Source organism: Streptomyces sp. NPDC001852 (assembly GCF_042891825.1).
In the GTDB taxonomy this organism is placed as follows: Bacteria; Actinomycetota; Actinomycetes; order Streptomycetales; family Streptomycetaceae; genus Streptomyces.
The window spans coordinates 516,081-539,661 of the sequence record NZ_JBIATN010000003.1 but is presented as its reverse complement, the minus strand read 5'-3'; the positions used below and the strand labels follow the sequence as shown (position 1 = coordinate 539,661).

General features: G+C 71.0%; 22 protein-coding genes and 1 rRNA gene. 6 read left to right on the top strand and 17 right to left on the bottom strand.

Going from position 1 to position 23,581, the window contains the following annotated elements:
- Nucleotides 1-161: 161 nt before the first annotated feature.
- Nucleotides 162-278 (top strand): 5S ribosomal RNA (gene rrf / locus ACFYZB_RS07930).
- A 47-nt stretch (nt 279-325) separates the two neighbouring features.
- On the opposite strand, the gene ACFYZB_RS07925 is transcribed toward rrf, so the two are convergent.
- Nucleotides 326-877 carry a cysteine hydrolase family protein gene (locus tag ACFYZB_RS07925; RefSeq protein WP_388755623.1) on the bottom strand — a complete coding sequence of 184 codons (552 nt, stop codon included), beginning with the start codon at nt 875-877 and terminating at the stop codon, nt 326-328.
- Between the two features lie 53 nt (nt 878-930).
- Here ACFYZB_RS07925 and ACFYZB_RS07920 point away from each other — a divergent pair, with 53 nt between their 5' ends.
- Nucleotides 931-1,497 (top strand): GNAT family N-acetyltransferase, encoded by a 567-nt coding sequence (locus ACFYZB_RS07920; RefSeq protein ID WP_388755620.1) that lies wholly within the window; start codon nt 931-933, stop codon nt 1,495-1,497.
- Nucleotides 1,498-1,520: 23 nt separating this feature from the next.
- Here ACFYZB_RS07920 and ACFYZB_RS07915 read toward each other — a convergent pair whose 3' ends face one another.
- The 8 genes from ACFYZB_RS07915 to ACFYZB_RS07880 form a co-directional block, all read right to left on the bottom strand.
- Nucleotides 1,521-2,987: a type IV secretory system conjugative DNA transfer family protein gene (locus tag ACFYZB_RS07915; RefSeq protein ID WP_388755617.1), complete on the bottom strand. Its 1,467-nt coding sequence runs from the start codon at nt 2,985-2,987 to the stop codon at nt 1,521-1,523.
- A 128-nt stretch (nt 2,988-3,115) separates the two neighbouring features.
- Complete coding sequence (locus tag ACFYZB_RS07910) at nt 3,116-4,528, bottom strand: ATP-binding protein (protein WP_388755614.1); 1,413 nt, start codon at nt 4,526-4,528, stop codon at nt 3,116-3,118.
- 14 nt (nt 4,529-4,542) lie between these two features.
- Entirely contained in the window at nt 4,543-6,102 is a 1,560-nt protein-coding gene (locus ACFYZB_RS07905; RefSeq protein WP_351213608.1) for an SCO6880 family protein, read from the bottom strand.
- Complete coding sequence (locus ACFYZB_RS07900; RefSeq protein WP_388755612.1) at nt 6,099-7,439, bottom strand: hypothetical protein; 1,341 nt, start codon at nt 7,437-7,439, stop codon at nt 6,099-6,101. Before ACFYZB_RS07900 ends, ACFYZB_RS07905 begins: the two co-directional genes overlap by 4 nt.
- Complete coding sequence (locus ACFYZB_RS07895) at nt 7,429-8,262, bottom strand: hypothetical protein (protein WP_388755609.1); 834 nt, start codon at nt 8,260-8,262, stop codon at nt 7,429-7,431. Before ACFYZB_RS07895 ends, ACFYZB_RS07900 begins: the two co-directional genes overlap by 11 nt.
- A gap of 118 nt (nt 8,263-8,380) precedes the next feature.
- Entirely contained in the window at nt 8,381-8,689 is a 309-nt protein-coding gene (locus ACFYZB_RS07890) for a hypothetical protein (RefSeq protein WP_014673544.1), read from the bottom strand.
- A 689-nt stretch (nt 8,690-9,378) separates the two neighbouring features.
- Nucleotides 9,379-10,746 carry a peptidase S8 gene (locus tag ACFYZB_RS07885; RefSeq protein ID WP_388755605.1) on the bottom strand — a complete coding sequence of 456 codons (1,368 nt, stop codon included), beginning with the start codon at nt 10,744-10,746 and terminating at the stop codon, nt 9,379-9,381.
- 251 nt (nt 10,747-10,997) lie between these two features.
- On the bottom strand, nt 10,998-11,630 hold the full coding sequence (locus tag ACFYZB_RS07880; protein WP_388755603.1) for a TetR/AcrR family transcriptional regulator: 633 nt from the start codon (nt 11,628-11,630) through the stop codon (nt 10,998-11,000).
- 53 nt (nt 11,631-11,683) lie between these two features.
- Between ACFYZB_RS07880 and ACFYZB_RS07875 the strand changes: the two genes are divergently transcribed.
- Nucleotides 11,684-12,589: an oxidoreductase gene (locus ACFYZB_RS07875; RefSeq protein WP_388755600.1), complete on the top strand. Its 906-nt coding sequence runs from the start codon at nt 11,684-11,686 to the stop codon at nt 12,587-12,589.
- Here ACFYZB_RS07875 and ACFYZB_RS07870 read toward each other — a convergent pair.
- Complete coding sequence (locus tag ACFYZB_RS07870; RefSeq protein WP_388755597.1) at nt 12,576-13,022, bottom strand: copper-binding protein; 447 nt, start codon at nt 13,020-13,022, stop codon at nt 12,576-12,578. The genes ACFYZB_RS07875 and ACFYZB_RS07870 overlap by 14 nt on opposite strands.
- 254 nt (nt 13,023-13,276) lie before the next feature.
- Here ACFYZB_RS07870 and ACFYZB_RS07865 point away from each other — a divergent pair, with 254 nt between their 5' ends.
- Nucleotides 13,277-14,047, top strand: a complete 771-nt coding sequence (locus ACFYZB_RS07865) for a trypsin-like serine peptidase (RefSeq protein WP_388755593.1) — start codon at nt 13,277-13,279, stop codon at nt 14,045-14,047.
- Between the two features lie 77 nt (nt 14,048-14,124).
- Here the strand turns inward: ACFYZB_RS07865 and ACFYZB_RS07860 are convergent, their stop codons facing one another.
- Genes ACFYZB_RS07860 through ACFYZB_RS07845 form a run of 4 tightly spaced genes read right to left on the bottom strand, consistent with a single transcriptional unit; the run spans nt 14,125 to nt 19,829 of the window.
- Nucleotides 14,125-15,147: a DMT family transporter gene (locus tag ACFYZB_RS07860; protein ID WP_388755590.1), complete on the bottom strand. Its 1,023-nt coding sequence runs from the start codon at nt 15,145-15,147 to the stop codon at nt 14,125-14,127.
- A 46-nt stretch (nt 15,148-15,193) separates the two neighbouring features.
- Nucleotides 15,194-16,786, bottom strand: a complete 1,593-nt coding sequence (locus tag ACFYZB_RS07855; RefSeq protein WP_388755587.1) for a class I adenylate-forming enzyme family protein — start codon at nt 16,784-16,786, stop codon at nt 15,194-15,196.
- A gap of 6 nt (nt 16,787-16,792) precedes the next feature.
- Nucleotides 16,793-18,556, bottom strand: a complete 1,764-nt coding sequence (locus ACFYZB_RS07850; RefSeq protein WP_388755584.1) for an arginine decarboxylase — start codon at nt 18,554-18,556, stop codon at nt 16,793-16,795.
- A gap of 31 nt (nt 18,557-18,587) precedes the next feature.
- Nucleotides 18,588-19,829 carry an acyl-CoA dehydrogenase family protein gene (locus ACFYZB_RS07845; protein WP_388755581.1) on the bottom strand — a complete coding sequence of 414 codons (1,242 nt, stop codon included), beginning with the start codon at nt 19,827-19,829 and terminating at the stop codon, nt 18,588-18,590.
- A gap of 133 nt (nt 19,830-19,962) precedes the next feature.
- Here ACFYZB_RS07845 and ACFYZB_RS07840 point away from each other — a divergent pair, with 133 nt between their 5' ends.
- The gene (locus ACFYZB_RS07840) at nt 19,963-20,529 is read left to right on the top strand and encodes a TetR family transcriptional regulator (protein ID WP_388755578.1); all 567 of its coding nucleotides are present in this window, start codon (nt 19,963-19,965) and stop codon (nt 20,527-20,529) included.
- 141 nt (nt 20,530-20,670) lie between these two features.
- Here ACFYZB_RS07840 and ACFYZB_RS07835 read toward each other — a convergent pair whose 3' ends face one another.
- The 3 genes from ACFYZB_RS07835 to ACFYZB_RS07825 are packed head-to-tail and all read right to left on the bottom strand — an operon-like array spanning nt 20,671 to nt 22,828.
- Nucleotides 20,671-21,495, bottom strand: coding sequence for an HAD family hydrolase (locus ACFYZB_RS07835; RefSeq protein WP_388755575.1), 825 nt, complete (start codon nt 21,493-21,495; stop codon nt 20,671-20,673).
- The gene (locus ACFYZB_RS07830; protein WP_351213638.1) at nt 21,492-21,818 is read right to left on the bottom strand and encodes a LysR family transcriptional regulator; all 327 of its coding nucleotides are present in this window, start codon (nt 21,816-21,818) and stop codon (nt 21,492-21,494) included. Before ACFYZB_RS07830 ends, ACFYZB_RS07835 begins: the two co-directional genes overlap by 4 nt.
- A 38-nt stretch (nt 21,819-21,856) precedes the next feature.
- Entirely contained in the window at nt 21,857-22,828 is a 972-nt protein-coding gene (locus ACFYZB_RS07825) for a ScbA/BarX family gamma-butyrolactone biosynthesis protein (RefSeq protein WP_388755571.1), read from the bottom strand.
- A gap of 137 nt (nt 22,829-22,965) precedes the next feature.
- Here ACFYZB_RS07825 and ACFYZB_RS07820 point away from each other — a divergent pair, with 137 nt between their 5' ends.
- Complete coding sequence (locus ACFYZB_RS07820; protein ID WP_388755567.1) at nt 22,966-23,568, top strand: ScbR family autoregulator-binding transcription factor; 603 nt, start codon at nt 22,966-22,968, stop codon at nt 23,566-23,568.
- The last annotated feature ends 13 nt before the right edge of the window (nt 23,569-23,581 follow it).

The window sequence follows — 23,581 nt, the reverse complement described above, 5'->3', positions numbered from 1 at the left end:
GTTGATAGGCCGGATCTGGAAGCCAGGTAACTGGTGGAGGTGACCGGTACTAATAGGCCGAGGGCTTGTCCTCAGTTGCTCGCGTCCACTGTGTTGGTTCTGAAACCACGAACAGCCCCGCCCGGTTCACGGGTGGTGCGGCGTTCACAGTTTCATAGTGTTTCGGTGGTCATAGCGTGAGGGAAACGCCCGGTTACATTCCGAACCCGGAAGCTAAGCCTCACAGCGCCGATGGTACTGCAGGGGGGACCCTGTGGGAGAGTAGGACGCCGCCGAACAATTCTTGAGAAAGGCCCACGCCGCCCGGCGTGGGCCTTTCTGCATTTCAGAAGCTGATGTCGGCTGTGGTGACGATTCCGCCTCGGCGGCCGGGCGCGTGCTGGCCGCTCCAGTAGAGGTTGGTGTGGGCGATGACCTGTTCCGGGGCCGGCGCACCGTACTCGGTGAGGTCCTCCGTCGTGTGTGCGTCGGCGACCAGCGTCGCGTCGTAGCCCCGCGCAAGGGCACCGTGCAGTGTCGAGCGGATGCAGAAGTCGGACTGGGCGCCCGTGACGAGGAGGCGGCCGACGCCGCGGTCCTTCAGGACGGACTCCAGATCGGTGTCCTCGAAGGAGTCCCGGTAGCTCTTGGCGACGAGGGGCTCGTCGTGGTGCCGCTTCAGCTGGGGCACGTACGCCCAGCTCTCGGTGCCCGGCACCAGCTCCTCGTCCTGGTGCTGCACCCAGATCACCGGCACCTCCGCCGCGCGTGCCCTGTCGATGAGGGTGCCGATGTTGGCGATCACGGCCTCGCGGTTCGGCGAGCTCGGCGCCATCACGCCGTTCTGGACGTCGATGACCAGCAGGGCGGTGTGCGGACGTTGGGGCAGTGTTGTCATGGTGGGCACAATATGGGATGCCGGGGTCGGCGCGCGGCACTACCTTGGCGCACATGAGTGCCTCGACCAGCGGTGACTACGTCATCCGCGCCATACGACCCGACGACTGGCCCCGAGTGAAGCAACTGCGGCTGGACGCGCTGCGGGACCCGATCGCGCACCTCGCCTTCCTGGAGACCTACGAAGAGGCCGAGGCACGCGCGGACGCGTTCTGGCAGGACCGCGCGGTCGGATCCGGAGAGGGGTCCACCGCGGCCCGGCAGCTCATCGCGGAGGCGCCCGACGGGACCTGGGCCGGCTCGGTGACCGTGCTCATCGAGGAGGCCGGGACGAAGGACTGGGCCGGGCTCGCCGTCGAGCGTCGGCAGGGGCATGTGGTCGGGGTGTACGTCCGGCCCGAGCATCGCGGGAACGGGCTGATCAAGGCTCTGCTCGACGCCGGTGTGGAGTGGGCGCGGGACCGTGGTGCGGAGCGGGTGCGGCTACTGGTGCACGCTGACAACGAACGGGCCCAGGGCGCCTATCGGAAGGCGGGGTTCGTGCCGAGCGGGGTGATCGTGCCGTTCTTCAAGGACGCTTCCCAGGACGAGTTGGAGTTCGTGCTGGAGTGGCCGTCCTGAGAGCGGCCTCTCTCCTGTCTGTCTCAGACCGGCAGTTCCTGGTGCGGCCAGCGGGAGCGGGCCTGTTCGCGGGAGCGGAGCAGGGCGAGGGTGGGCAGGCCCTGGTCGGTGCCGGTGGCGAGCAGGTCGGGGAGCTGGGGGATGGGGGCCACGGCCGCGACGTCCTCCAGGACCAGGCTGAGTGGTGGGTCGAGCCGACCGGAGGATGACCGTTCGGCCATGCGCCGGCCGCGCTCGACCACGCTGGAGACGAGGGCCGTCAGCAGTGGCATCGCGCCGGGGTTGCTCCTGGGGTCCTCGATGGATTCACCGACCACATAAAGCGTGCCCCCTTCGTGCACGAAGGAATCCAGCGACAGGGCATCTGTTCGGTTCGGTGTGCAGGCCTCGCGGATGTTGACCGTGGACAGGGCCGAGAGGGCTCGGCCGGTCAGTTCCTGGGCGATGTCCCGGCGTTCCGGGTGTGCGGTGAGGGCGGCCTCGAGTTCGCCGGCCGCGCCGGGGGCGGCCTTGGGGTGGGTACGGAGGGTGCGTACGGCGTCCTGGATCTGGGTGCCCTGGGCCCAGCGGTGGACGTGGCGGACGGTGCGGTTCTCCAGGGCGGCGGCGTGGAGGTAGCTCCGCAGGAGCGTCAGTGCGGTGTCGACGACCGCCTGGTCGATCTTGGCCGTGGGCTGGACGGGGCTGAGCAGCGCTGTTGCTCTGTTCAGCGCGGTCTGCTTGTCCTCGCAGCCGGCTGTGGGGGACCAGTGGAGGCGGGCCGGGGTGTCGCAGAGGTGGGTGGGGTCGTAGAGGAGGGTGGGGCCGAGTTTGGCCCTGGCGTCCTTCGTGTCCTGCCAGAGCGTCGGGTTCGAGGTGACGACGAGGGCGGGGCCGTCCGCGTCGCGGATTGCCTGGGTCGCGCTGGTGTGGCGGCTTTCCCTGGGTGCCACGAGGATCTTTTCCCACCCGCCCACCGGTTCACCGTCTTCACCGTCTTCACCGTCGGCCGGCAGGCTGAGCAGCTGCTGCGGCTCGGGTTCGCTGCGGGGTGCAGGTACCTCGTGAAGCGTTTCGGCCGCGAGCGGGGGTGCGGACCGCGTGGCCTCCGGCACTGCTTCTTTCTCCGCTCGCCGTGTGGCCCTTCCCGCCCGCCACCGGGCCACCGCTCCCATCACGAACACGGTGAGGACGAACAGGACCATCAGCTGGCCGATGAACAGGCCCCAGAACAGTCCCCAGCCGGAGAGCTGGGACGCGGGGGTGTCGGGCCAGGCGCCGGTGATGTCGTGAGGTTCGCCGATGAGGTGGCGCATGGCCAGGGGAGTGCGGGTGAAGGTGACGCCGTGCGGCCAGGCGCCCTTGGCGAAGAGGGCTGCGAGGCCGGTGGCCGTCCACACCAGCAGCGTCATGCCGAGGAGGAACGCGAGTATGCCGATCAGCAGGCCGTCGGGGATGCCGCCCTGGCCCTCCCGGCGGTCCTCGCGGCGGTCGCGAGCGTCCGGTCTCACGCGTTCCTCCCCTGCTCTGCCCGACTCCTGCCCCTGCCCTGACTCCGGCCTCTGCCCCGACTCCTGCCCCTGCCCCGACTCCTGCCTCTGCCCCGACTCCGGCCTCCGCGCGGCGCCTGCCGCTGCCCTTACGCCACCGTCGACTCGGAGTCGCCCAGATGCTGTTCCACGAAGGCCGCCGCCCGCTGCTCGGCCTCCAGTTCGGCGGCGCGCAGGGCGTCGTCGGCCGTGAGGTCGCTGGAGGACTCGGTCATCGCGCGGTCGGTGAAGACCAGCGGTCGTTCCGTCTCCGTGACCAGGTGTTTGACCACCTGGACGTTGCCGTTGACGTCCCAGACGGCGATGCCGGGCGTCAGTGTCGGGATGATTTCCACGGCCCACCTCGGCAAACCCAGCACCCGGCCGGTGGCCCGGGCCTCGTCCGCCTTCTGGGCGTAGATGGTGCGGGTGGAGGCCATCTTCAGGATCGCCGCCGCCTCCTTGGCCGCGGCGCCGTCCACGACGTCGGACAGGTGGTGCACCACCGCCACGAACGAAAGGCCCAGCCGGCGGCCGAACTTCAGCAGGCGCTGGAAGAGCTGCGCGACGAACGGGCTGTTGATGATGTGCCAGGCCTCCTCGACCAGGAAGATGCGCTTCTTGCGGTCGGGGCGGATCCAGGTGTGCTCCAGCCACACGCCCACGATGGCCATGAGGATGGGCATGGCGATGGAGTTGCGGTCGATGTGGGAGAGGTCGAAGACGATCAGGGGGGCGTCCAGGTCGATCCCCACGGTCGTCGGACCGTCGAACATGCCGCGCAGGTCACCGTCGACCAGCCGGTCCAGCACCAGGGCGACGTCCAGGCCCCAGGCCCGTACGTCGTCTATGGCGACGTTCATCGCCTCGGCCGACTCCGGCTCCGGGTGCCGTAGCTGCTCGACGATGTCGGAGAGGACCGGCTGGCGGTCGAGGATCGACTCGTTGACGTAGGAGTGGGCGACCTTGAGGGCGAAGCCGGAACGCTCGTCCAGGCCGTGGCCCATCGCGACCTCGATGATCGTGCGGAGCAGCGCGAGCTGACCGGTGGTGGTGATCGCCGGGTCGAGAGGGTTGAGCCGGATGCCGTGGTCCAGTGCCGCCGTCGGGTCCAGCCGGATGGGAGTTATCCCCAGCTCCTCCGCGATCAGGTTCCATTCACCGACCCCGTCCTCGCCCTGGGCGTCCAGGACGACGACCTGGCGGTCGCGGAAGCGCAGCTGGCGCAGGACGTAGGTCTTCTCCAGGGCCGACTTGCCGTTGCCGGACTCGCCGAGGACCAGCCAGTGCGGGGCCGGGAGCTGCTGGCCGTAGAGCTGGAAGGGGTCGTAGATGTAGCCCTTGCCGGAGTAGACCTCGCGGCCGATGATGACGCCGGAGTCGCCGAGGCCGGGCGCGGCCGTGGGCAGGTACACCGCCTGGGCCTGGCCCGTGGAGGTGCGCACCGGCAGCCGGGTCGTCTCGACCTTCCCGAAGAGGAAGGAGGTGAAGGCGTCGGTGAGGACGGACAGCGGATCCCGCATCGGCGAATCAGCCCCTACCTTCGGATGCCGGTGGCGAAGGGAAGTGTGTTCACGAAGGCGCGGTGGTGCTCTCGGTCGCACCACTCCAGCTTGAGGTACGACTTGCCGGCGGAGGCTCTTATCGTGCGCTTGTCGCGGCCCAGGGCTTCCGGGGTGCGGGCGGAGACGGTGATGTAGCCGACGAGGTTGACGCCCGCCGCGCCGCTGGCGAGGTCCTCGCCCCGCTGGTCGAGGCGGTTGTGCGCGGCGACGTCGCGCGGGTCGACGGTGCGGTTCATCTTGGCGGCGCGGGAGGCTTCGGCCTCGTCGTTGGTCTTCTCGGTCAGCATGCGTTCGATGGCCACCTCGGTGGGCTCGAGGTCCATCGTGACGGCGACCGTCCGGATGACGTCCGGGGTGTGGACGAGCAGGGGAGCCAGGAAGTTGACGCCCACCGGGGTCATCGGCCACTCCTTCACCCAGGCGGTGGCGTGGCACCAGGGGGCGCGGGTGTTGGACTCGCGGGTCTTGGCCTGGAGGAAGGTGGGTTCGGTGGCGTCGAGCTCGGCCGGCCATGCGTTGCGCTGGGTCATGGCCTGGATGTGGTCGATCGGGTGGTCGGGGTCGTACATGGAGTGGATCAGGGAGGCCAGCCGTCCCTGCCCGAGCGGCTGGCGGACCCGGATGTCGGCTTCCTGGAGCCGCGAGCAGATGTCCGTCAGCTCGCGGGCCATGACCACCGCGAGACCGGTGTCCCGGTCGACCTTGCCGCCGCGGGCGCGGACGGCGCGGGCCATGGCGTGTGCCTCGGCGGCCAGTTCGCGGTTGTAGGGCATGCAGGCGACGAGGTAGGCGCGGTGCTGCTCGCTGCTGGTGGACACCATGGACTGCAGTTGGTCGTACGACTGCCTTAGCCACTGCGGGGAGCGGTGGTCGCCGCGCAGGGTGACGTCCTTGGCGTGGGCGTCGGGGTCGGCGGGGAGCGTGCGGGCGAGCATCTGCAGCCGGGTGACGAATCCGTCCCCGTTGGCGACGTGCTTGAGCAGCGTGCCGAAGCGGTCGACCAGGGCCTCCTGGTCCTCGGAGTCGCGCAGGCCGACGCCGGGGCCTTCGATCTCGATGGCGGCGGTGACGGTCTTGCGGTCGGCGTGCAGGAGCACTGCGATCTCGTCCGGCCCGAAGGGCGCGGCGAGCCAGGTGATCCGTCCGATGCCGGGCGGGGGGCCGACTTCGACCTCACGTCCGTCGAGGCGGGTGCCGGCTTCCATGGCGGTCGAGCGGTAGACCGCGTGGCCGCCCTTGACGGTGCGCTTGTAGCTGCGGTTGATCTCGAACCACTTGTAGAAGGTGCGGTGCTTGTACGGCACGTAGACCGCGGCGAGCGCGAGCAGCGGGAAGCCCGTCAGCAGCACGATCCGCAGGGACAGGACCGGGACGAGGAGGCCGCACATCATGCCGAGGAACGCGCCGGCGATGATCAGCGCGATCTCGCCGGACTCGCGGTTCCGGCCGACGATCGCGTTCGGCCGGGCGCGGCCGATGAGATACGTACGGCGGGGCGTGACCGGATGGGACAGGTGGGACTCGGTCGTCAACGCCCTTCACCTCCCGTGCGGTTGATGTTGCGGGTGTTACTGGCGTGCGGGGTGTTCGCGGGGCTGGCCGGGCTGGGCGCGCGGGGCGCGGGCGCGGCGGAGGGGACGGCTCCGCCGCCCCCGGTGGGGGTACGGCTGCTGTGGGCGGCGACACCGCCGGTGGCGGGGTTGGCGGGGCGGGGAGCGCTGCTCGACTGTCCCCCTGCTCCGTTGTTGTCGGCGCGGGTGCTGTGGGTCTTGATGCCCTGGGCGACGAGGGTGGCGGGGGAGCTTATGACGGCGGCGGCCTTGCTCTCGGCGCCCTGCATGATGCGGTTGTTGCGGCCGTTCGCGATCTCGTCGCCGAAGCCGGGGACGAAGCGGTAGATCATCGCGCTGGCGAAGATGGCGAGCAGGATGATGGCGAGGCCGGAGACGACGGCGGAGAAGGCGTCGGGGCCGTTGCCGGAGGAGAGGGCGCCGGCGAGTCCGAGCACTATCACGATCACCGGCTTGACGAGGATCACGGCGATCATGATTCCGGCCCAGCGCCGGACGTGTCCCCACAGGTTCTTGTCCACCAGGCCCGCGTAGACGACGGTGCCGAGGAGGGCGCCGACGTAGAGGAGCGCGGCCCTGATGACCAGTTCCAGCCAGAGGACGCCGGCGGCGAGGATGCTCACGAGGGAGACGACGATCAGCATGATCGGGCCGCCGCCGATGTTGGTGCCCTTGCCGAGGGCGCCGGAGAAGGTGCCGAAGAACGTGTCGGCCTGGTCGCCGGTGGCCTTGGCGAGGACGTCTGTGACGCCGTCGGTGGCCGATACGACCGTGTAGAGGATCAGCGGGGTGAAGGCGGAGGCGAGCACGGTCAGCCAGAGAAATCCGACGGCTTCCGAGATCGCGGTCGTCAGCGGCACGCCGCGCACGGCTCGCTTGGCCACGGCCAGGAGCCACAGCAGGAGAGTGAGGATCGTGGACGCGGCGAAGACGATGGCGTACTGCTGCAGGAACTTCGGATTGGTGAAGTCGACGTTGGCGGTCTCCTGTACGGCCTTACTGAGCTTGCCGATGGTCCAGGAGGCGGCGTCCGCGCAGCCCTTGGCCAGGGAGGAGAGGGGGTCGAGGGTGTCGGTGAGGGGGTTGTTGGTGGGCCCGGTGATCCCACTCTTGGAGCCGCCGCTGTCGTTTTGGCAGTACTTCTTGGCAGGCCCGGCGATCAGCGAACAGGGGTCGTTGCTCTGGGACGGCGTGGGGGTGGGGGCTGCGGCGGCACGCGAGGCCAGGAGTACGGCGGTGGTCTGTACGGCGGCCACCAGGCCGGTGAGCTTGAGCGTGCGGTGCTGGCTACCGGGCATAGGTGAAGCCTCCGAACTCCTGGACCGCCTTGCTGATCTCGTCGGCTCCGGACACAGGGTTGTCACCGGTGACGGGTGTGGGACCGGTCTTCTGGGTGGATTCCAGGACCTTCCAGTCACTGTTGGTCCAGCGCAATTTCATGGTCACGGTGAACCAACTGCTGGTCACCGGGTTGGTTGAACTTTCGCCGGCGATGCCGAAAAGGCCGTTGCACCAGACCTCGACCGTGGTGGCGCCGTCGCTGTACGACGTCACCTTTGTCCCGACCGGGATCGTGCGATTCACGAACGTGTTGCCCGTGGGTGCGCTGCCGTCGTTGTTGAGCCCGATCTTCTTCAGGAACGCGGCCGAGTAGTCGGCGTCGAATCCCGATTGGAGACTGTCCACGGCGCTGGGGTCGGCGATGGTCTGCACGATCTGGTGCCGCCGGACATTGTTGAACATGCCGTCAGAGCCCAGGACGGTCGCGTAGTTCGCCGCCGCACTCTCCGCCCCCTGCTCCGTATGGGCGAAGCCCGACGGGATGCCGCCGGACTTGGTCTCCACCGGGCGTGTGCCCGTGGCGGCGGTGGGTGAGGTGTGCGACTGGGAGCCCTTGGATGCCGAGCCGTCCGTCGACGAATGATCCCCTCTGTTGGCGAAGGCGATCGCTGCGATGAGGAGGACCACTACGCCGACAACGGTGATCAGGGAGCGGGAGGAGGAGCGGTGGGGGCCTCGGCGGGGGGCGCCGCCGTAGGGGTCGGTTTCGGGGAGACGGGTGCGGGTGTGGCCCGTGTCGCCGCCGTAGTCGGTGTAGGACTGGTCGTCTCCGGAGGTCATGGCGTGCGCGCTCCCTCACCCTCGTAGGCGTACGACGGTAGCCGTGCTGGTTGCCGCGCGGGCGCGGTGTGGTGACTCGACATCAGGGAGACGCAACCTTCAGGGACCTTCAGCGGACTCAGACGGCCATGCCGTACACGATCGTGAACAGGGTGCCGAGGGAGCCGATGATGAAGACCCCGGTGAGGCCGGCGATGATGAGGCCCTTGCCCTGTTCCGCGCTGAAGGTGTCCCGCAGGGCCGTGGCGCCGATGCGCTGTTTGGCCGCGCCCCATACGGCGATGCCGAGGCACAGCAGGATGGCCACCGCCATGACCACCTCGATCATCACCTTGGCCTCGTTGCCCAGGCTGCCGAAGGGGCCCCAGTCCGGAGCGATCCCGCCGATGATGGTGTTGATGTCTCCCTTGTCGGCCGCAAAGAGCATGTAAGTCACCGCCCCTGGTGGGTAGTTCCGTCGGCCCCTGCGGTGTGCAGAGGTCAGGCCTCATTGTCGCCGACAACGCCGCCAACGCATGTCGACTTGACGTCATTGACTGGCGGGTTTCGTACGAATGGCGCGTACGGTCACTCTGTGTATCACGGCAGGTCACGCCGGGCAACGAGGTCCGACCGGAACCTGTCGTGTGGTTCGGTCGTTGTCCTCCTCTACGACCTGGCACGGTTTCTGACGGCTGGTCGGGTGAGGGGTCGAGATGATGTTCTCATGGGCGGGGAGCGGAAAATGGCCAAGGGCCCGGCGGCGGGTGCCGTCGAGCCCTTGACCTGCGAGGCGGTGGGTGCGGTCAGCCCGTGAAGGCCGTCACTCCCTCGGGGGTGCCCCAGCCGGTCGGGCCGTCGTGGCCCGCCTGGGCGGTGCACAGGTAGCTGGTGGTGCAGGCCGAGCAGCCGGAGCCGGTGCCTTCGGCGCTGCTCGTCCTCCAGAGCGTCTCCGTCCTGCCGCGGGTCGTGGAGGAAGACTTCGCAAGGGAGTTGGACAGAAGCGCGAGGTGGGCAGGGAAAACGGGCCGCGGCCGGGTGCCGTGGCCCGTTTTCCTTTCCGTGCCGCCGAGGGGACCCCACGTCCCCCTCATCCGGCGGCTCCCCGTGACCCGACGGGGCGGTCCTGCGGGTCGGTCAGCTCGCGGAGAAGGCGCTCGTGCCCTCCGGGGTGCCCCAGCCGGTCGGGCCGTCGTAGCCGGACCCGGCGGTGCAGAAGTACGACGTGGAGCAGCTGCCGTTGCTGCCGCTGGTGACGTCGTTCAGGGCGGAGGTGCCGGCCGCGTTGTACGGGTACTGGGCCGGGTAGTCGCTGCTGCCCGGGGTGCCGGCGAGGGCGTAGACCGAGGCGATGATCGGTGAGCTGGCGCTGGTGCCGCCGTAGGTGTTCCAGCCGGTGCCGTCGGAGCCGTAGGTGTCGTAGACGGAGACGCCGGTGGCGGGGTCGGCCACGGCGGAGACGTCGGCGATCATGCGCTTGGAGCAGCCGGAGTCGGTCTGCCAGCTGGGCTTGGCGTCGTAGGCCGAGCAGCCGGAGCCGGTGCCCTCGGTGCTGGAGGTGTTCCAGACGGACTCGGTCCAGCCGCGGCTGTCGGAGGAGGTCTTCAGGGCGGTGCCGCCGACGGCGGTCACGTACTTCGAGGCGGCCGGGTACTCGGCGCCGTAGCCCCCGTCGCCCGCGCTGGCGGTGATGGCGACGCCCGGGTGCTTGTAGTACGAGGAGTCGTACGTCGTGTCGGAGGAGGACTCCGAGCCGCCGTAGCTGTTGGAGACGAACCTGGCGCCCAGCTTGACGGCCTCGTTCACCGCGGTGCCCAGGTTGGCGTCGGACGCGGACTTGGCCTCGACCAGCAGGATGTTGCAGTTCGGGCAGACCGCGCTGACCATGTCGAGGTCGAGGGACTCCTCACCCGCCCAGCCGCTGTCGGCGGAGGGGAGCGAGGTGGTGGAGCCGGTCTGGCCGACCTTCTTGAAGCAGCCGTTGTCGGTGGTGCAGTCCGGCAGGCCGTAGTACGAGCGGTAGGCCGCGAGGTCGGACTCGGCGTTCGGGTCGTCGTAGGCGTCGACGATGGCGACGGTCTCGCCCGAGCCGTTCGCGGAGGCCGCGTCGGTCAGGCCGTAGGCCGACTGGAGGTCGGAGGGGCCGTAGCCGGTCGGGGAGTCGGAGGCGGCCTTCGGGGAGACGGTCTTCGGCGCGATGCCCTTCAGGGCCGCCTGCTTCTCCATGAAGGCGGTGGTACCGCCGGTGACGCGCAGGGCGTTGCAGGCGGCGTAGCCCTTCTTCGGGGTGGCGCCGCACGCCTTCTCGTAGCGCACGTGGGCCTTGGCGACCTGGGCGGCGATGGCCTTGGCGCTCACCTTGTGGTTCGTGGCCGAGGTGGCGGCCTCGGCGTGGGCCGCGGTGGTCAGGCCGGCGGCGAGGAGTGCGGCGGCGGCCGCGGCGGCCGACCCGATCCGGTGCCATCTGCCGCGTATGTGGGGGGAGTTGGGGGTGGTCGTACGCAAGGTACAGCCTCCTGGGAGTGGTGGACAGAGGCCTGCGGGTGTGGGGGACCACTGGTGGGTGACCGGTGGGGGCGGCGGCCCGCGACGACCATCGCTTTGTTGAGTACGCGACAACAAGAGGCTTTCGGAATCCTGACCACCGCGTTACCCAAGGCGGTTGGCGGCTTACTGATCAATGGCTGTGTGCTGGCGCTGTGCTGGGCGGGGCTTGACCCGGTGCACAGGGTCCGCACGGAGGAGGGCGGCCGGGCTCAGCGGGGCTTGAGGCCGTGGAGCAGCAGGTGGACGTGTTCGTCCAGGCCGCTCAGGGCGTCCTCGGCGTCGAGCGCGCAGGCGGCGATGAGGGCGGCGAGGCCGTGCAGGCTCGCGGCGGCGATCATGGTGATCCGCTCGGGGTCCCCGGCGACGATCTCGCCCTGCTCCTGGGCGTCCGCGACCATCCGGGTCAGGGAGCCGAGGGACTGGTCGACGGCGGCGGCGAGCCGGTCGGCGCCGGCAGAGCCTTCGGGGGCATGCTTGCGCGCGAACATCAGCTCCAGCAGCTCGGGGTTGTCGACGGCGAAGCCGAGGTAGGCCCGGGCGAGGGCCGTCATCCGCCCCTCGAAGGTGAGCCCGGGCTGTCCGGCGGCGGTGTCCAGGGCCCGGTTCAGCCGCTCGTACCCGTCCAGCGCGAGGGCGTCCATGAGCGCCTGCTTGTCCTTGAAGTGCCGGCCGGGGGCCGCGTGGCTCACCCCGACGTCCCGGGCCAGCTCGCGCAGCGAGAGCGCGCCGACCCCCTTCTCGCGCAGGGTGCGCTCGGCGCTCTTGAGCAGGGCGGCGCGCAGGTCTCCGTGGTGATAGGGGCGGTTCGTCGGTGAGGGGGACATGCGCGGCATGCGGACCATCGTAACTGGATGTTGTCATTGACATCATTGTTGTCGATGCCTACTTTGGGGGCATGGCTTCTGACACATGGAACGCGACCCACCTCCCCGATCTGACCGGCCGTACGGCCGTGATCACCGGCGCCAACAGCGGCCTCGGTCTCGCCACCGCCCGGGCGCTGGCCCGGGCCGGAGCGCACGTGGTGTTCGCCGTGCGGGACCTCGCGCGGGGCGGCGCCGCCGCGGCGAAGGTGAGCGGCAGCACCGAGGTGCGCCGCCTGGACCTGGCCGACCTGGACTCGGTGCGGGAGTTCGCGGCCGGCTGGGACCGCCCGCTGGACCTGCTGATCAACAACGCGGGCGTGATGATGCTGCCGGAGCAGCGCACCAAGCAGGGCTTCGAGATGCAGTTCGGCACCAACCACCTGGGTCACTTCGCGCTGACGAACCTGCTCCTGCCCCTGGTGACGGACCGGGTGGTGACGGTGTCCTCGGGCCTCCACCGCGGGGGCGACGGAGTGATCCACTTCGAGGACGTCAATCTGCGCGGCCGCTACAGCCCGACCCGCGCCTACGCCCAGTCCAAGCTGGCCAACCTCCTGTTCACCCTGGAGCTCCAGCGCCGCCTCACCGAGGCCGGCTCCACCGTCCGCGCCCTCGCCGCGCACCCCGGCTACGCGGCCACCAACCTCCAGAGCCACCACGCGAACCCCGTGGTGAGGGGCCTCATGGCCGTCGGCAACAGGGTCTTCGCGCAGAGCGACGAGGCGGGCGCCCTGCCCACGCTCTACGCCGCGAGCCAGGACCTCCCCGGCGCGTCCTACGTCGGCCCCTCCGGCCTGGGCGAGATGCGGGGCGCCCCGACCCTGGTCGGCCGCAGCAGGGCGGCCAGCGACGCACGGGCGGCCCGGCGCCTGTGGACTCTGTCGGAGGAGCTGACCGGGGTGGAGTGGGAGCTGAAGCCGGTCAGCCGACCGTGATGTGCTGCTCCATGCCGAGCTGCTTGTGACCGTCGACCGGGCAGTACAGGTCGTACCTGCCCTTCTTGAGGGTGACCGTCAGCGTGCCCTGCCCGCCGCTCTGGAGGTTCTTGGTCCTGGCGTCCGCCACGCCGGGGCCGTCGACCGACAGCGCGTGCGTGATCCTGCCGTGGTTGTCCGTGACGAAGGTGTAGGTGCCCGGCGTGAAGGAGGACCGGGACAGTTTCAGCGCGAACTCGGTCTCGGTGACGGTCACGCGGGTGCCCGGCCCGGCCTTGGCCGAGCCGCTCGCGTTCGGGTGACCGCCGCCCGTGCCGGAACAGGCGGCCAGCACGAGGGCGGTGGTGCAGGCGACCGCCGTCGTACCGAGGGTCGTACGGGTGTGCGTACGGGCAGGAGTGCGGGTACGGGTCATGTGGGTCGAGGTTGCCATCCGACTCATCACCTTCTGGGCGAAGGGCGGTCATTCCGAGTGAAGAGGGCCCATAGGGAATACGTCCGGGCATGCGTGAGAGTTCATCGCCGTGCGACGGTCGAGCCGGTGGCGCCGGGATTCGTCACGTGATGTAATCGCGCCTGGTCGGCGGGGTGTTGTAGACAACACTCCCGCTCGTCACAAGGTTTCACAGGAAAATCTCAGATAAGTCTCAGCCGGATTCTCACGTTCGTGGGGGACAGTGAGACCTGATGAAGCGCATCTCACGCATCACGGTCACCTCGCGTCCCGCGCTGCTCGGGGCCGTGGTGATGCTCGCCCTGACCTCGGCGTCCGTAGCGGCAGCCGATGACGGGCCCGGGCCCCTCGGGGTCACCGCCGATGCCGTCGCGAACCGGCACACGGCGCGAGTCGGCGCGCTGTTCGGCGCCGACCGGGCCGAAGACCTGTCCGGCGGCCACTTCTGCACGGCCTCGGTCGTGCACAGCCCGCGGGGCAACCTCCTCGTCACCGCCGCACACTGCGTGGGTGACCCCGACAACGACCTGGTGTTCGCGCCGGGCTACCGGGACGGACAGGCGCCGTACGGGGTGTGGAAGGTCTCCAAGCGCTACCTGCCCGACGGCTGGGCCAAGGACCAGGACGAGGACAGCGACCTGGCCCTCGTCACCGTCGACGACCTGGACGGCAGGCGGATCGAGGACGTCGTGGGAGCCAATCGCTTCACCACCGGTACGGCCACCGGCGCCACCGCCGTCACCGTCATCGGCTACCCCGACTCCCGTGAGGTGCCCGTCAGGTGCACCAACAAGCCGGTCGCGCACAGCAGCACCCAGCAGCGCATCGACTGCCCCTCCCTGGCCAGCGGCACCAGCGGCAGCCCCTGGATCAACGGTGACGGCCAGGTCGTCGGCGTCCTCGGCGGCCACGAGGAGGGCGGCTCGACCGACGACGTGTCGTACAGCGTGGTGCTGGGCAGCGGCGCGGCCGAACTGTACAGGGACGCGATCGGCGATCCCTGAAGGACTGAGGACGGGAAAGCGGCTGCCGCAGGGGGTGCCCCCTACGACAGCCGTCCTCCGGTCGGCCTGACGGCCGGTCAGCGACTCGCCGCCACCGGGGCCGTCCTCCCCTCCGCCGCCTTCACCGCAGCCTTCTCGGCCGCGGCCTTCGCCGCCGCTGCCGCCGCCGTGCGCTGGGCGACCCGGCGCAGGTACAGGTTGTTGAAGATGAGCGCCAGCGCGGTCAGCGAGGCGCCGGCCACCTGCATGCCGGCCGGGACCACACCGGTCAGCGCGGAGATGACGAACGCGGTGATCGGGACGACGTCCATGAAGAGGACACCGTTGAGCGGGCCGAGGTAGCGGTTGCCGAAGTTCCAGCCGAGGACGCCCACGAAACCGGCGATGACGCTCATGTAGGCCAGCTCGGGGAGGATCGTCGTCACCGCGTGGGCGGTCGGGACCGGGACACCGCCCGTGGCCAGGATGACCGCCGTGATGACGGTGGCGCTGGCCAGGCCCAGGACCGTGGTGATCGCGGTGTACTTGATCGGCGACCAGCCCGGGAAGTAGGTGGCCCCGGAGGTGTAGATCACCCAGCACAGCGCGGCGAACAGGAGCAGTGCGTCGGGGCCGAAGTCACCCGGGTGGGAGAGCAGCGTGGACAGGCTGCCGTCGGAGACCACCAGGATGACACCGACGAACGACATCGCGATGAAGGCCAGCGCGCCCTTCGGCGGAACCACCTTGCGCAGCACCCAGTTGACCAGGAAGCCCATCATGGGCATGGTCGCCATCATGATCGAGGCGTTCAGCGCGCCCCGGGCACCGATCAGGTCCTGGCCGAAGAACACCAGGAACTGGAATCCGGCGAACCCGGCCGTGCCGAACAGCCAGGCCAGGCCGATCCGTTCACCCTTCAGCTTCAGCCCGGCCGCGCCCTCGCGCAACCGCAGGAACACCAGGAACATCGCGCCGGCGATCGCGTACCGCAGGCAGGTGAAGGTGAACGGGTCGATGTGCTTCAGGGTCACGTCCATGAGGGGGAACATCGCTCCCCAGGACACGGTCGCGAGGAGGCAGAGCAGCACGCCCCGGCCGTAGTTCTTCTGATCGTTCATGACTCTTCCTGTCGAGTGGGGGGACGGAGGGGACTGATCGGACGGGTCAGGCGGGGATGAGGTCGGTGGCGCCGCGGCGGGCCGCGGCCTCGGCGCGGACCAGCGGCAGGACGGTCTCCAGCAGCCGCCCGGCGCGCACCTTGCCGGTCGGGCTGTACGGAACCGCCGCCACCGGGATCACGTACGCGGGCAGGCACGGCACCCGGCGGGCACAGGCGGCGGTGACCGCGCGCCGGCCGCTCTCCAGCCGCTCCGGGGAGACCGCCGCGAACGGCACGATCAGCACGTCCTCGCCGGTCTCGGGCAGCTTGGTGCGCAGGACGGCGGTCTCGCGGACACAGGGCAGGTCCATCAGGTCGTTCTCGAGACCGAAGATGTTGACGTCCAGCGGCTTGCCCTCGGCGGCCTTGGAGACGCCGTCGTTGCGGCCGGTGAGTTCGAGCCGGCCCGCCTCGTCGATGAAGCCGCTGTCGCCGGTGAGCAGGAAGCGCTGGGTACGGCCGCCGTAGTCGAGGGTGAGGAACTCCGGCTCGGCGGTGGCGTAGGCGTCCATCAGCTGGTAGCTGGCGATGGCGACCCGGCCGCGCATGCCCTTGGGCAGCGGGCGGTTGTCCGGGTCCAGTACGGCGATGGTGTTGCCCGGCATCGGGCGTCCGGAGCGGCACGGCGCCACATGCAGCTCCTCGGGGCCGATCATGACGTTCACGCCGGTCTCGGTGGTGCCGTAGTAGAGGTGCAGCACCGGTCCGAGGCGGTCCCAGGTGTTGTTGACGACCCAGCGGTTCAGATGCCGGCCGCCGGAGAGCACGAAGTGCAGCCGGGAGGTCTTGTGCAGATGCTCGGAGGCCGGGTGGGCCACGACCCGCTTGAGGACCGGCGGGACCATGAGCGTGGTGGAGACGCCCTCGTCCTGGATGAGCCGGATCAGGCCCGCCTCGTCGTCGTACGGGCCGAGGACGATCGTGCCGCCGAGCGACAGGAAGATCCGCGCCCAGCCCGGGCCCGAGGCGTGGTACAGCGGGACCGTCACCAGGTGGACGTCGTCCTCGTCGAAGGAGTACTGGTCCACCAGGTCCGCGAAGCGGCGCGCCTCGAAGGAGGCCCGGCGGATCACCAGCTTGGGGATGCCGCTGGTGCCGGAGGTGAAGGAGAACGCCTCGAACGGCTGCTCCACCGCCCGCGGTTCGCGCGGCTCCGACAGCAGCAGGTCGGTGAAGGCCACGCCGGCCGCGTTCCTCGGCGGGTCGCTGTCCAGCCGGATGTCGAGCACGTCCCGGCCTTCGGGCCAGCCGACCTCGGTGAGCACGGCGCGATGGGCGGTGGTGCTGATGACCACGGTCGGCCGCAGTTGCTCCAGCGCGCCGGCGGTGGCCTCGGGCCCGGTGGTGTGGTCGAGGCCGACGCACGGGATGCCGAGCGAGGAGACGGCCGCCATGGCGACGACCAGCTCCCAGCGGTTCTCGGCGACGAACACGGCGCGGGCGGGCCGTATGTCCGGCAGCCGCTCCTCGATGGCGCTCGCCACGCGGGCGACCTTGTCGGCGAGGCTGGCCCAGGTCAGCCGCACCTCACCGTCGACCACGGCGACGTGCCCGGGGCGACGCTCGGCGTGCTTGCGGATGTCCGAGAGCTTGATCATTGACGGTCACTTCCTTCCGGCGGGGATTGCGGGGGCGGCCGACGCGCCTGCGGGGGCCGCGGAGATGGGGGTGGCGGGGATTCTGGAGGGCGCCGGGGCGCCGATGGTCGCGGGCGTGACACGGGCCGTGGGGGCCGGTGGCGGGGCCGGGGCGGAGGTGGTCGGCGAGTGCGCCTGGGTGGCGGAGACGGTGGCCGGTGGCCGGGTGTCCGTCGTGGTGGGCACCGCCGGGCCGGACGGGACGCCGTACGTGGCGGTGGAGGTGCCGGGCTGCTGGAGGGTGTAGATCTCGCAGCCGCTGGAGCGCAGCGCGCCGATCTCGCCGAGGGTGCGGTCGCACAGCCGCTCACCGGGCACGGTGATCGGGATGCCCGGCGGGTAGGCGATGATGAAGTGGTCCGAGGTGCCCTGGGTCAGGGCCGCCGACGCGGTGCGGTAGGTGCGCTGGATGGTGCGCAGCGCCTCCAGCAGCCGCAGCAGCGTGGCCTCGTCGACGCCGATGTGGACGTGGAAGAGCACGGCGTCGCCGCTCTCCCGGGCCACGTACAGGCCGTAGTCGTCGAAGAGGATCCGGCGGAAGTCGGCCGCGGTGATGCCGAGCGCGCTGATGTCCACCAGCACCCGGGTCGGGTCGTCGCTCACCAGCAGCGCCGGGTCGGTCAGATGACCCTCCGGGCCCAGCGCCCGGTACGCCGACAGGCGCGGGTCGCCGCCGAGTTCGGCGCGCAGGGTGCGGGCCAGGTTCAGCGACCTCTCCAGCAGCTGCTCGCCCTCGGTCTCGGCCTGCAGCCGGGCCAGGTCCAGGCTCGCCAGCACCGGCCAGCTGGGCGAGGTCGTGTGGTGCTGGAACAGCGCCTGCGCGGTGCGTTCCCGGGCCTCGCCGTCGCCGACCAGATGCAGGTACGAACCCTGCCGCAGCGCCGACATCGACTTGTGCGCGGAGTGCGTCACGGCCACCGCGAGCGGCAGCGGGCCCCCGGTGCGGCGCAGGTGCTCCACCGCGTGCAGCGCGGTCAGCGGCCGCAGTTGCGGGTGGAAGCGGTGCACCGCGCCCCAGGCCTCGTCGACCAGCACGGCCACCTTCGGGTGGGCGGCGGCCAGTTCGGCCAGCACCGTCGGCAGGTCGTAGCGGACACCGTCGTACGACACCGCGGACAGCACGACCGTGTCGTACGGCCGTCCCTCGGCCACCGCCGTGCGGAACGTCTGCAGCAGCCGGGGCAGGTCGCCGAAGGTGCGCGGGCAGTCGGCGCAGCAGCGCTGCATGGGGGCGTAGGTGACGTCCACGCCGAGCGCGCCGAGCGCGAAGTGCACGGACTGGTGGCAGCTGCGGTCGGCGAGCACCCGGCTGCCGGGGCGGGCCAGGGCGGTCAGGGCGACCCGGTTGGCGGTGCTGGTGCCGGTCGACAGGAAGAACGTGGCGTCGGCGCCGAAGCCGGCGGCGGCCAGCCGCTGTGCCTCGCGGAGCGGGCCGCGCGGCCGGAAGAAGGAGTCCAGCATCGTGCCGCTGTAGGACACGTCGGCGGCGAGCTGGGCCGCGCCGAAGAGGGCTTCGTAGGACTCCCGGACGCGGGAGTCGCGGATCGACCGGCCGTGGGAGAGCGGAAGGGCGTGGAAGGAGGCGATGTCCCGGCGGGCCACCGCGAGCACGGCATCGGCCAGCGGCGTCCTGCTCGCCCCGTGACGCCCGGAAAGGGACGCCTGACGCCCGGGGAGGGACGCCGGAGCGCCCTCCTCGTCGGCGGGAGTGGAGCTGGTGGGTTCGGTCATGGCTCCATCAAACAAAACCTTCGCGAAGGTATCAATTATTATCGAGAACCCTGATGAACGACGCTGCCGCCGGTCCCGGCTGGAGGGCGCCGTGCGCCGCCACGGCGTGCAGGTCGCGCCAGGCCCGCTGCAGCGGGTTCGAACGGTCCAGGGCGCGGCTGCCGGCCGTGCGGAACAGCTGCTCCACCGCGCCGGTCAGCATGCCGGCGGCGAGCGAGGCGTCCCGCTGGTTGCGCGCCGCCGTCCCCGGTTCGAAGGCGGCGGCCGGGGTGAGCGCCGCGCGGTCCGCGCGCTGCGCCGCGGCCTGGAGCAGCAGCGCCGCGGCGTCGATCTCGCCCGAGCAGCGGGCGTACGTCTGCTGCACACCGGCGTCGCCCGGTCCGCCGCGCTCACGGGCCGACGCGGTCCAGGCGTCCAGGGCACCGCGCGCCGCACCGAGTCCGGGCGCGCAGAACAGCAGCGCTGCGACCAGGGTGTACGGCACCCGGTGGCAGGGCGCCGCGTCGGCCTCGGGCACGCCCGTCATCAGGGTGTCGCGCAGGCAGCTGCGGTGCTCCGGGACGAAGGCCTCCTCGACGGAGACCGAGTGGCTGCCGGTCCCGCGCAGGCCGACGCTGTCCCAGGTGCGGTGCACGCGGACGTCGGCGCGGGGGAGCAGCAGGATGCGGTAGGCGGGGGGCGGGGTGGCCGGCCGTCCGTCGGGAGCGGTGGCTTGGCCGGCCGGCCGTTCGGCGAGGGATGTGTCGAGGATCTCGTCGGGGGTGTTGCCGTGGGTCTTGCCGGGACTCTCGTCGAGGGTGGCGAGCAGGATCCAGTCGGCGTGTTCGACGCCGCTGGCGAAGGACCAGCGGCCGGTCAGCCGCCAGCCGCCGGGCACCCGGGTGAGCCGGCCGGCGGGCGGTACGACGGCCGCCGCGATCGGCGTGTCGGGGCCGTCGGCCCACAGCTCGGCCTGGGCCGCCTCGGGCAGATGGGCCGCCAGCCGCCCGTGCCCGGCCAGCAGGGCGCAGCACCACGCGGTGGACGCGCAGGCCTCGCCCACGGCGGCCACGGCGTGCACCAACTCCGTGAAGCCGCCCGCCCGTCCGCCCCACCGGCGCGGGACGAAGTGGCGTGCGAAGCCGGCGGCGGGCAGCGCGGCGACCACCTCCGGGTGCAGCCGCGCGGCCTCTTCGGCGTCGCGGGCGTGCCGCGCGGCGAGGCCGGACACGGCGGTCGGGGCGAGGGGGAGGCCGGAGGGGAGAGTGGGGAGGGCGGGAAGGGCGGTGGTCATGGCTGCCTTTCTGGGGTCGCTCTGGAGACGGACTGGAGACGTATTGGAGACGGACTGAGGACGGGTAGAAAAAAATTCGATCGGGAAGGTATTTTCTTGCTGACTGCATCGGTCGACAGCGGGGACGGACGAGGTGAAGCAGGACAGAGCGCGACGGACACACGAGCTGCTTCTCGACACGGCGGCGGCCGAGTTCGTCCGCCACGGATTCGCGGGCACGAACCTGTCCGACATCGCCGCCCGCGCCCGCCTCACCAAGGGCGCGCTCTATGGCCACTTCGCGTCGAAGGCCGAGCTGGCCGAGGAGCTGACCCGGGGGTTCGAGGAGGCGTGGGGCAAGGTGCTGGCCTCGGCCGGGACCTCGCTGCGGGAACTCACCGTGGGGCTGGCCCGCAGGATGGACGAGGACGTGCGGTTCGCCGCGGGGTTGAGGCTCACGACGGATGCCGCACGGGTGGAGCGGGAGGAGCCGGTGCCCCTCGTGGAACTCGGGTGCAGAGTCCGGGAGTTGGTCCTGGAGGCTCGGCGGGAGGGGCGGATCGACGCGGGGCACCGGCCGGAGGTGCTGGCCCGGATGGTGGTGGCGCTGGTGGTGGGTGTGCAGGCCACTGCGTGGGCTTCCGCCGGTGACCCTGCCGAGCTGTGGGAGCCTGTGCTGTCGGCGCTGGCGGGGCCGGGAGCGGGTGAGCCCGGGGAGTGACGGGTCGTCGGCGGGTGCGGGTGCGGTGTGGCCTGTCGCGCCCACGCGGCGGAGCCGCATGTCGTGCAGTTCCCCGCGCCCCTTGGGGCGCTGACGGCCGCCCCCGTGGTCAGGCGCGGGGAACTGCGGAACGACTCGCCGTCAGGCAGCCGGTGCCAGAAGACCACTCATGGCGGGGCTCGGCAGGCGGCGCCAGTGGTCGAGGGCTGCCCGGGAGGCCAGAACCGGGTCACTTCCTACGACCACGGGGTGGCCCACCGCGGCCAGCAGGGGCAGGTCGCTGGCATCGTCCGCGTAGGCGTGGCAGTCGGCCGGGTCGAGGCCGAAGGCCGTCATGACGCGGCGGGCCGCTTCCGCCTTGGCCGCGCCGATCATGGGCCGGTCGACGAGGTCGCCGGTGAGGATGCCGTCGGTGGCCTCGGGGGTGGTGCAGATGAGGAGGTCGGCGCCGACGGACCGGCTGATGGGCGCCAGGCAGGCGGCGAAGGAGCCGGACAGCAGGATCGTGAGGTGTCCGGCGCGGTGGTGCTGCCGCAAGGCCTCGCGGACCGGTGGGTGGAAGAGGTCGCGGGCGCGTTCGCGGGCGAACCACAGGCGGCCGCTCTCCTCCAGGTCCCGCTCGCGACTGCCGCGCAGCAGGCGGTAGTAGGCGCGGTTGACCTGTTCGCGGGGGACGCCCGAGCGGAGTTGGTGACCGAGGGCGGCGCGGGCCGCGGTCAGCCGGGCGGGGGCGCGGCCCTCACGGCCCCAGTGGAAGGCGAGGAAGCTCAGCATGCTCTTGCAGGAGATCAGCGTCTCGTCCACGTCGAAGAAGGCGGCGCTGACGCGGTCGGTGGTGCTGAGCCCGACGGAGTCGGCGGTCGTGGTTCCACCCGGCTCGGCGGTCGTGGTTCCACCCGGCTCGGCGGTCACGGATCTGACCGGCTCGGTCGTCGTGGCTCTCTCGGGGTCGGTCGTCGTCGTCATGAGTCGGTGAACCTCTGCGGGTGAAGGGAAGCGTGGGCGGCGTGCGTCGCGGCGGCGCGGGGGCTGTCGCAGCGCAGTTCCGTGTGGGCGGCCTCGACCAGGTCGAGGATCCGGTCGGCGTACGGGCACAGCCGGGCGCCCGCCGTGGTCAGCTCGACGGCGCGGTTGCCGCGCCGGACGAACAGCGGCTGGCCCACGGCCTCCTCCAGGCCCTTGATCTGGGCGGTGATGGTCGGCTGGGAGTAGTGCAGATTGCGGGCGGCGCGGGTGAAGCTCAGCTCGCGGGCCACCTCGCGGAAGGTGCGCAGGCGGTGGATGTCCATGCTCGGTCCCGTCGGTCTCGTCGGTCTCGTCGGTCCCGTCAGTTCCGGACGAAGAGGGCGTCGGCCTCGGCGAGGGCGCGCTCGCCCTGGACGGCGGTGAGGCGCAGCAGTCCCTCGGGGCCGGTGGCCGAGCGGATGACGATGGGCTGGAACAGCTCACCGAAGGACAGGAACCGGGCCTGGAGCGCGGTGAGGGCACAGTCGCGGGCCGCGGTCAGATGGCCCGCCTGACGGAACGCCTCCAGCAGCATCATGCCGGGCACGTGGTCGGAGGGGTGCTCGAAGTACCCCGGGTGCCGCAGGTCGACGTGGAGCAGCCAGGTCGAGGACTCGGCGTCGGTCGCGGTGCGCAGCAGCACGTTGGCGTCCTGGCGGCCGGCGATGACGGGGGCCGTCGTGGGGGCCGCCGTGGCCGGGGTGCCCGAGGCCGCGGGAGCTGTCGTGGTGCCGCCGACGATGTCGCGGCCGCGGTGCCGTACGGCCTCGTAGCGACGCGCGTCGACCACGACCACGGCCACCGAACCGTAGGCGCAGACCCGGCCGTCCGCCTCGATGGTCATGTCGAGCCGGGCGTCGAAGCGGCGGGCGTCGGAGGCGGCGGTCGCGTCGACGGTGACGTCCAGGACGGCGCCGAGCGGGGTGCCGCCCATCCGGAGGGCGTCGAGGTCGTCGATGTGCAGGTCGAGCGACTTGAAGACGAAGTGGTGGCCCAGCGGGACGTCGTAGTACCGGTGGAGCAGGAAGATCCCGGCCTGCCGGACCGTTTCGGCGAGCAGCATGAAGTCGCAGCGGCCGGACGGGTCGGGGTGGTAGAGCGCGTGGTGGCGCGGCCACTGGGCGCCCACCAGGAAGCGGTCGGCGGCGACCGGCGCGCCGTCGGTGAGGAAGACCTCGGTGACGGAGGCGCGGTGCACCAGTTGCCGCGGGACCGTGCGGTCGAAGGTGAGAGCGGCGCGGGCGTCCTCGACGGACGCGGACGCGGATGTGGACTGAAGCGTGCTGACAGACATGCCTGTTTCCCCCCAAGGCTGAATGCGTACGCGCAAAGGGGGCCTTCGTGACTCTTCCGCCTTACGCGGCCCCCCGCCAAGAAATATACCTTCGGGAATGTATATTGCAACGCAGAACACGGGGAAGGTGGAGCGACATGCCAACCAGCAGGACGGAGCCGAAGCAGGAACGGGCGCGGCGGACCAGGGCACAGATCCTCCGGATGGCGGCCGAACTCTTCGCCGAGCGGGGCTACGCCACGGTGACGCTGCAGGACGTCGCCGAACGGGCGTCGATGACCAAGGGGGCGGTGTACTTCCACTACAAGAACAAGGAAGACCTCGCCGTCGCCGTGGTGCAGGAGCACTACGCCCGCTGGCCGGTGCTGCTGGCGGAGGTCTCGGCCGGTGAACTGCCGCCGTACGAGGCGCTCGTCGCGGTGCTGGACCGGGTCACCGGGGCCTTCCATGACGACGTCGTCGTCCAGGCCGGTGCCCGCCTGCAGATCGAACGCTCCCTGATCGACGCGGACCTGCCCGAGCCGTACGTCGGCTGGGAGGACTACCTCACCGGGCTGGTCGAGGCGATGGACAAGGCCGGCGAACTCCGCGCCGGCATCACCCCGCGCTCCGCGGCCCGGGTCCTCGTCTCCGCTTTCTTCGGCATGCAGCACATCTCCGACGTCCTCAGCCGCCGCGCGGACCTCGCGGAGCGGTACGGGGAGTTGCGGACGGTTGTGCTGGAGGGACTGCGGGCGTGAGGCGGCGCCGGCG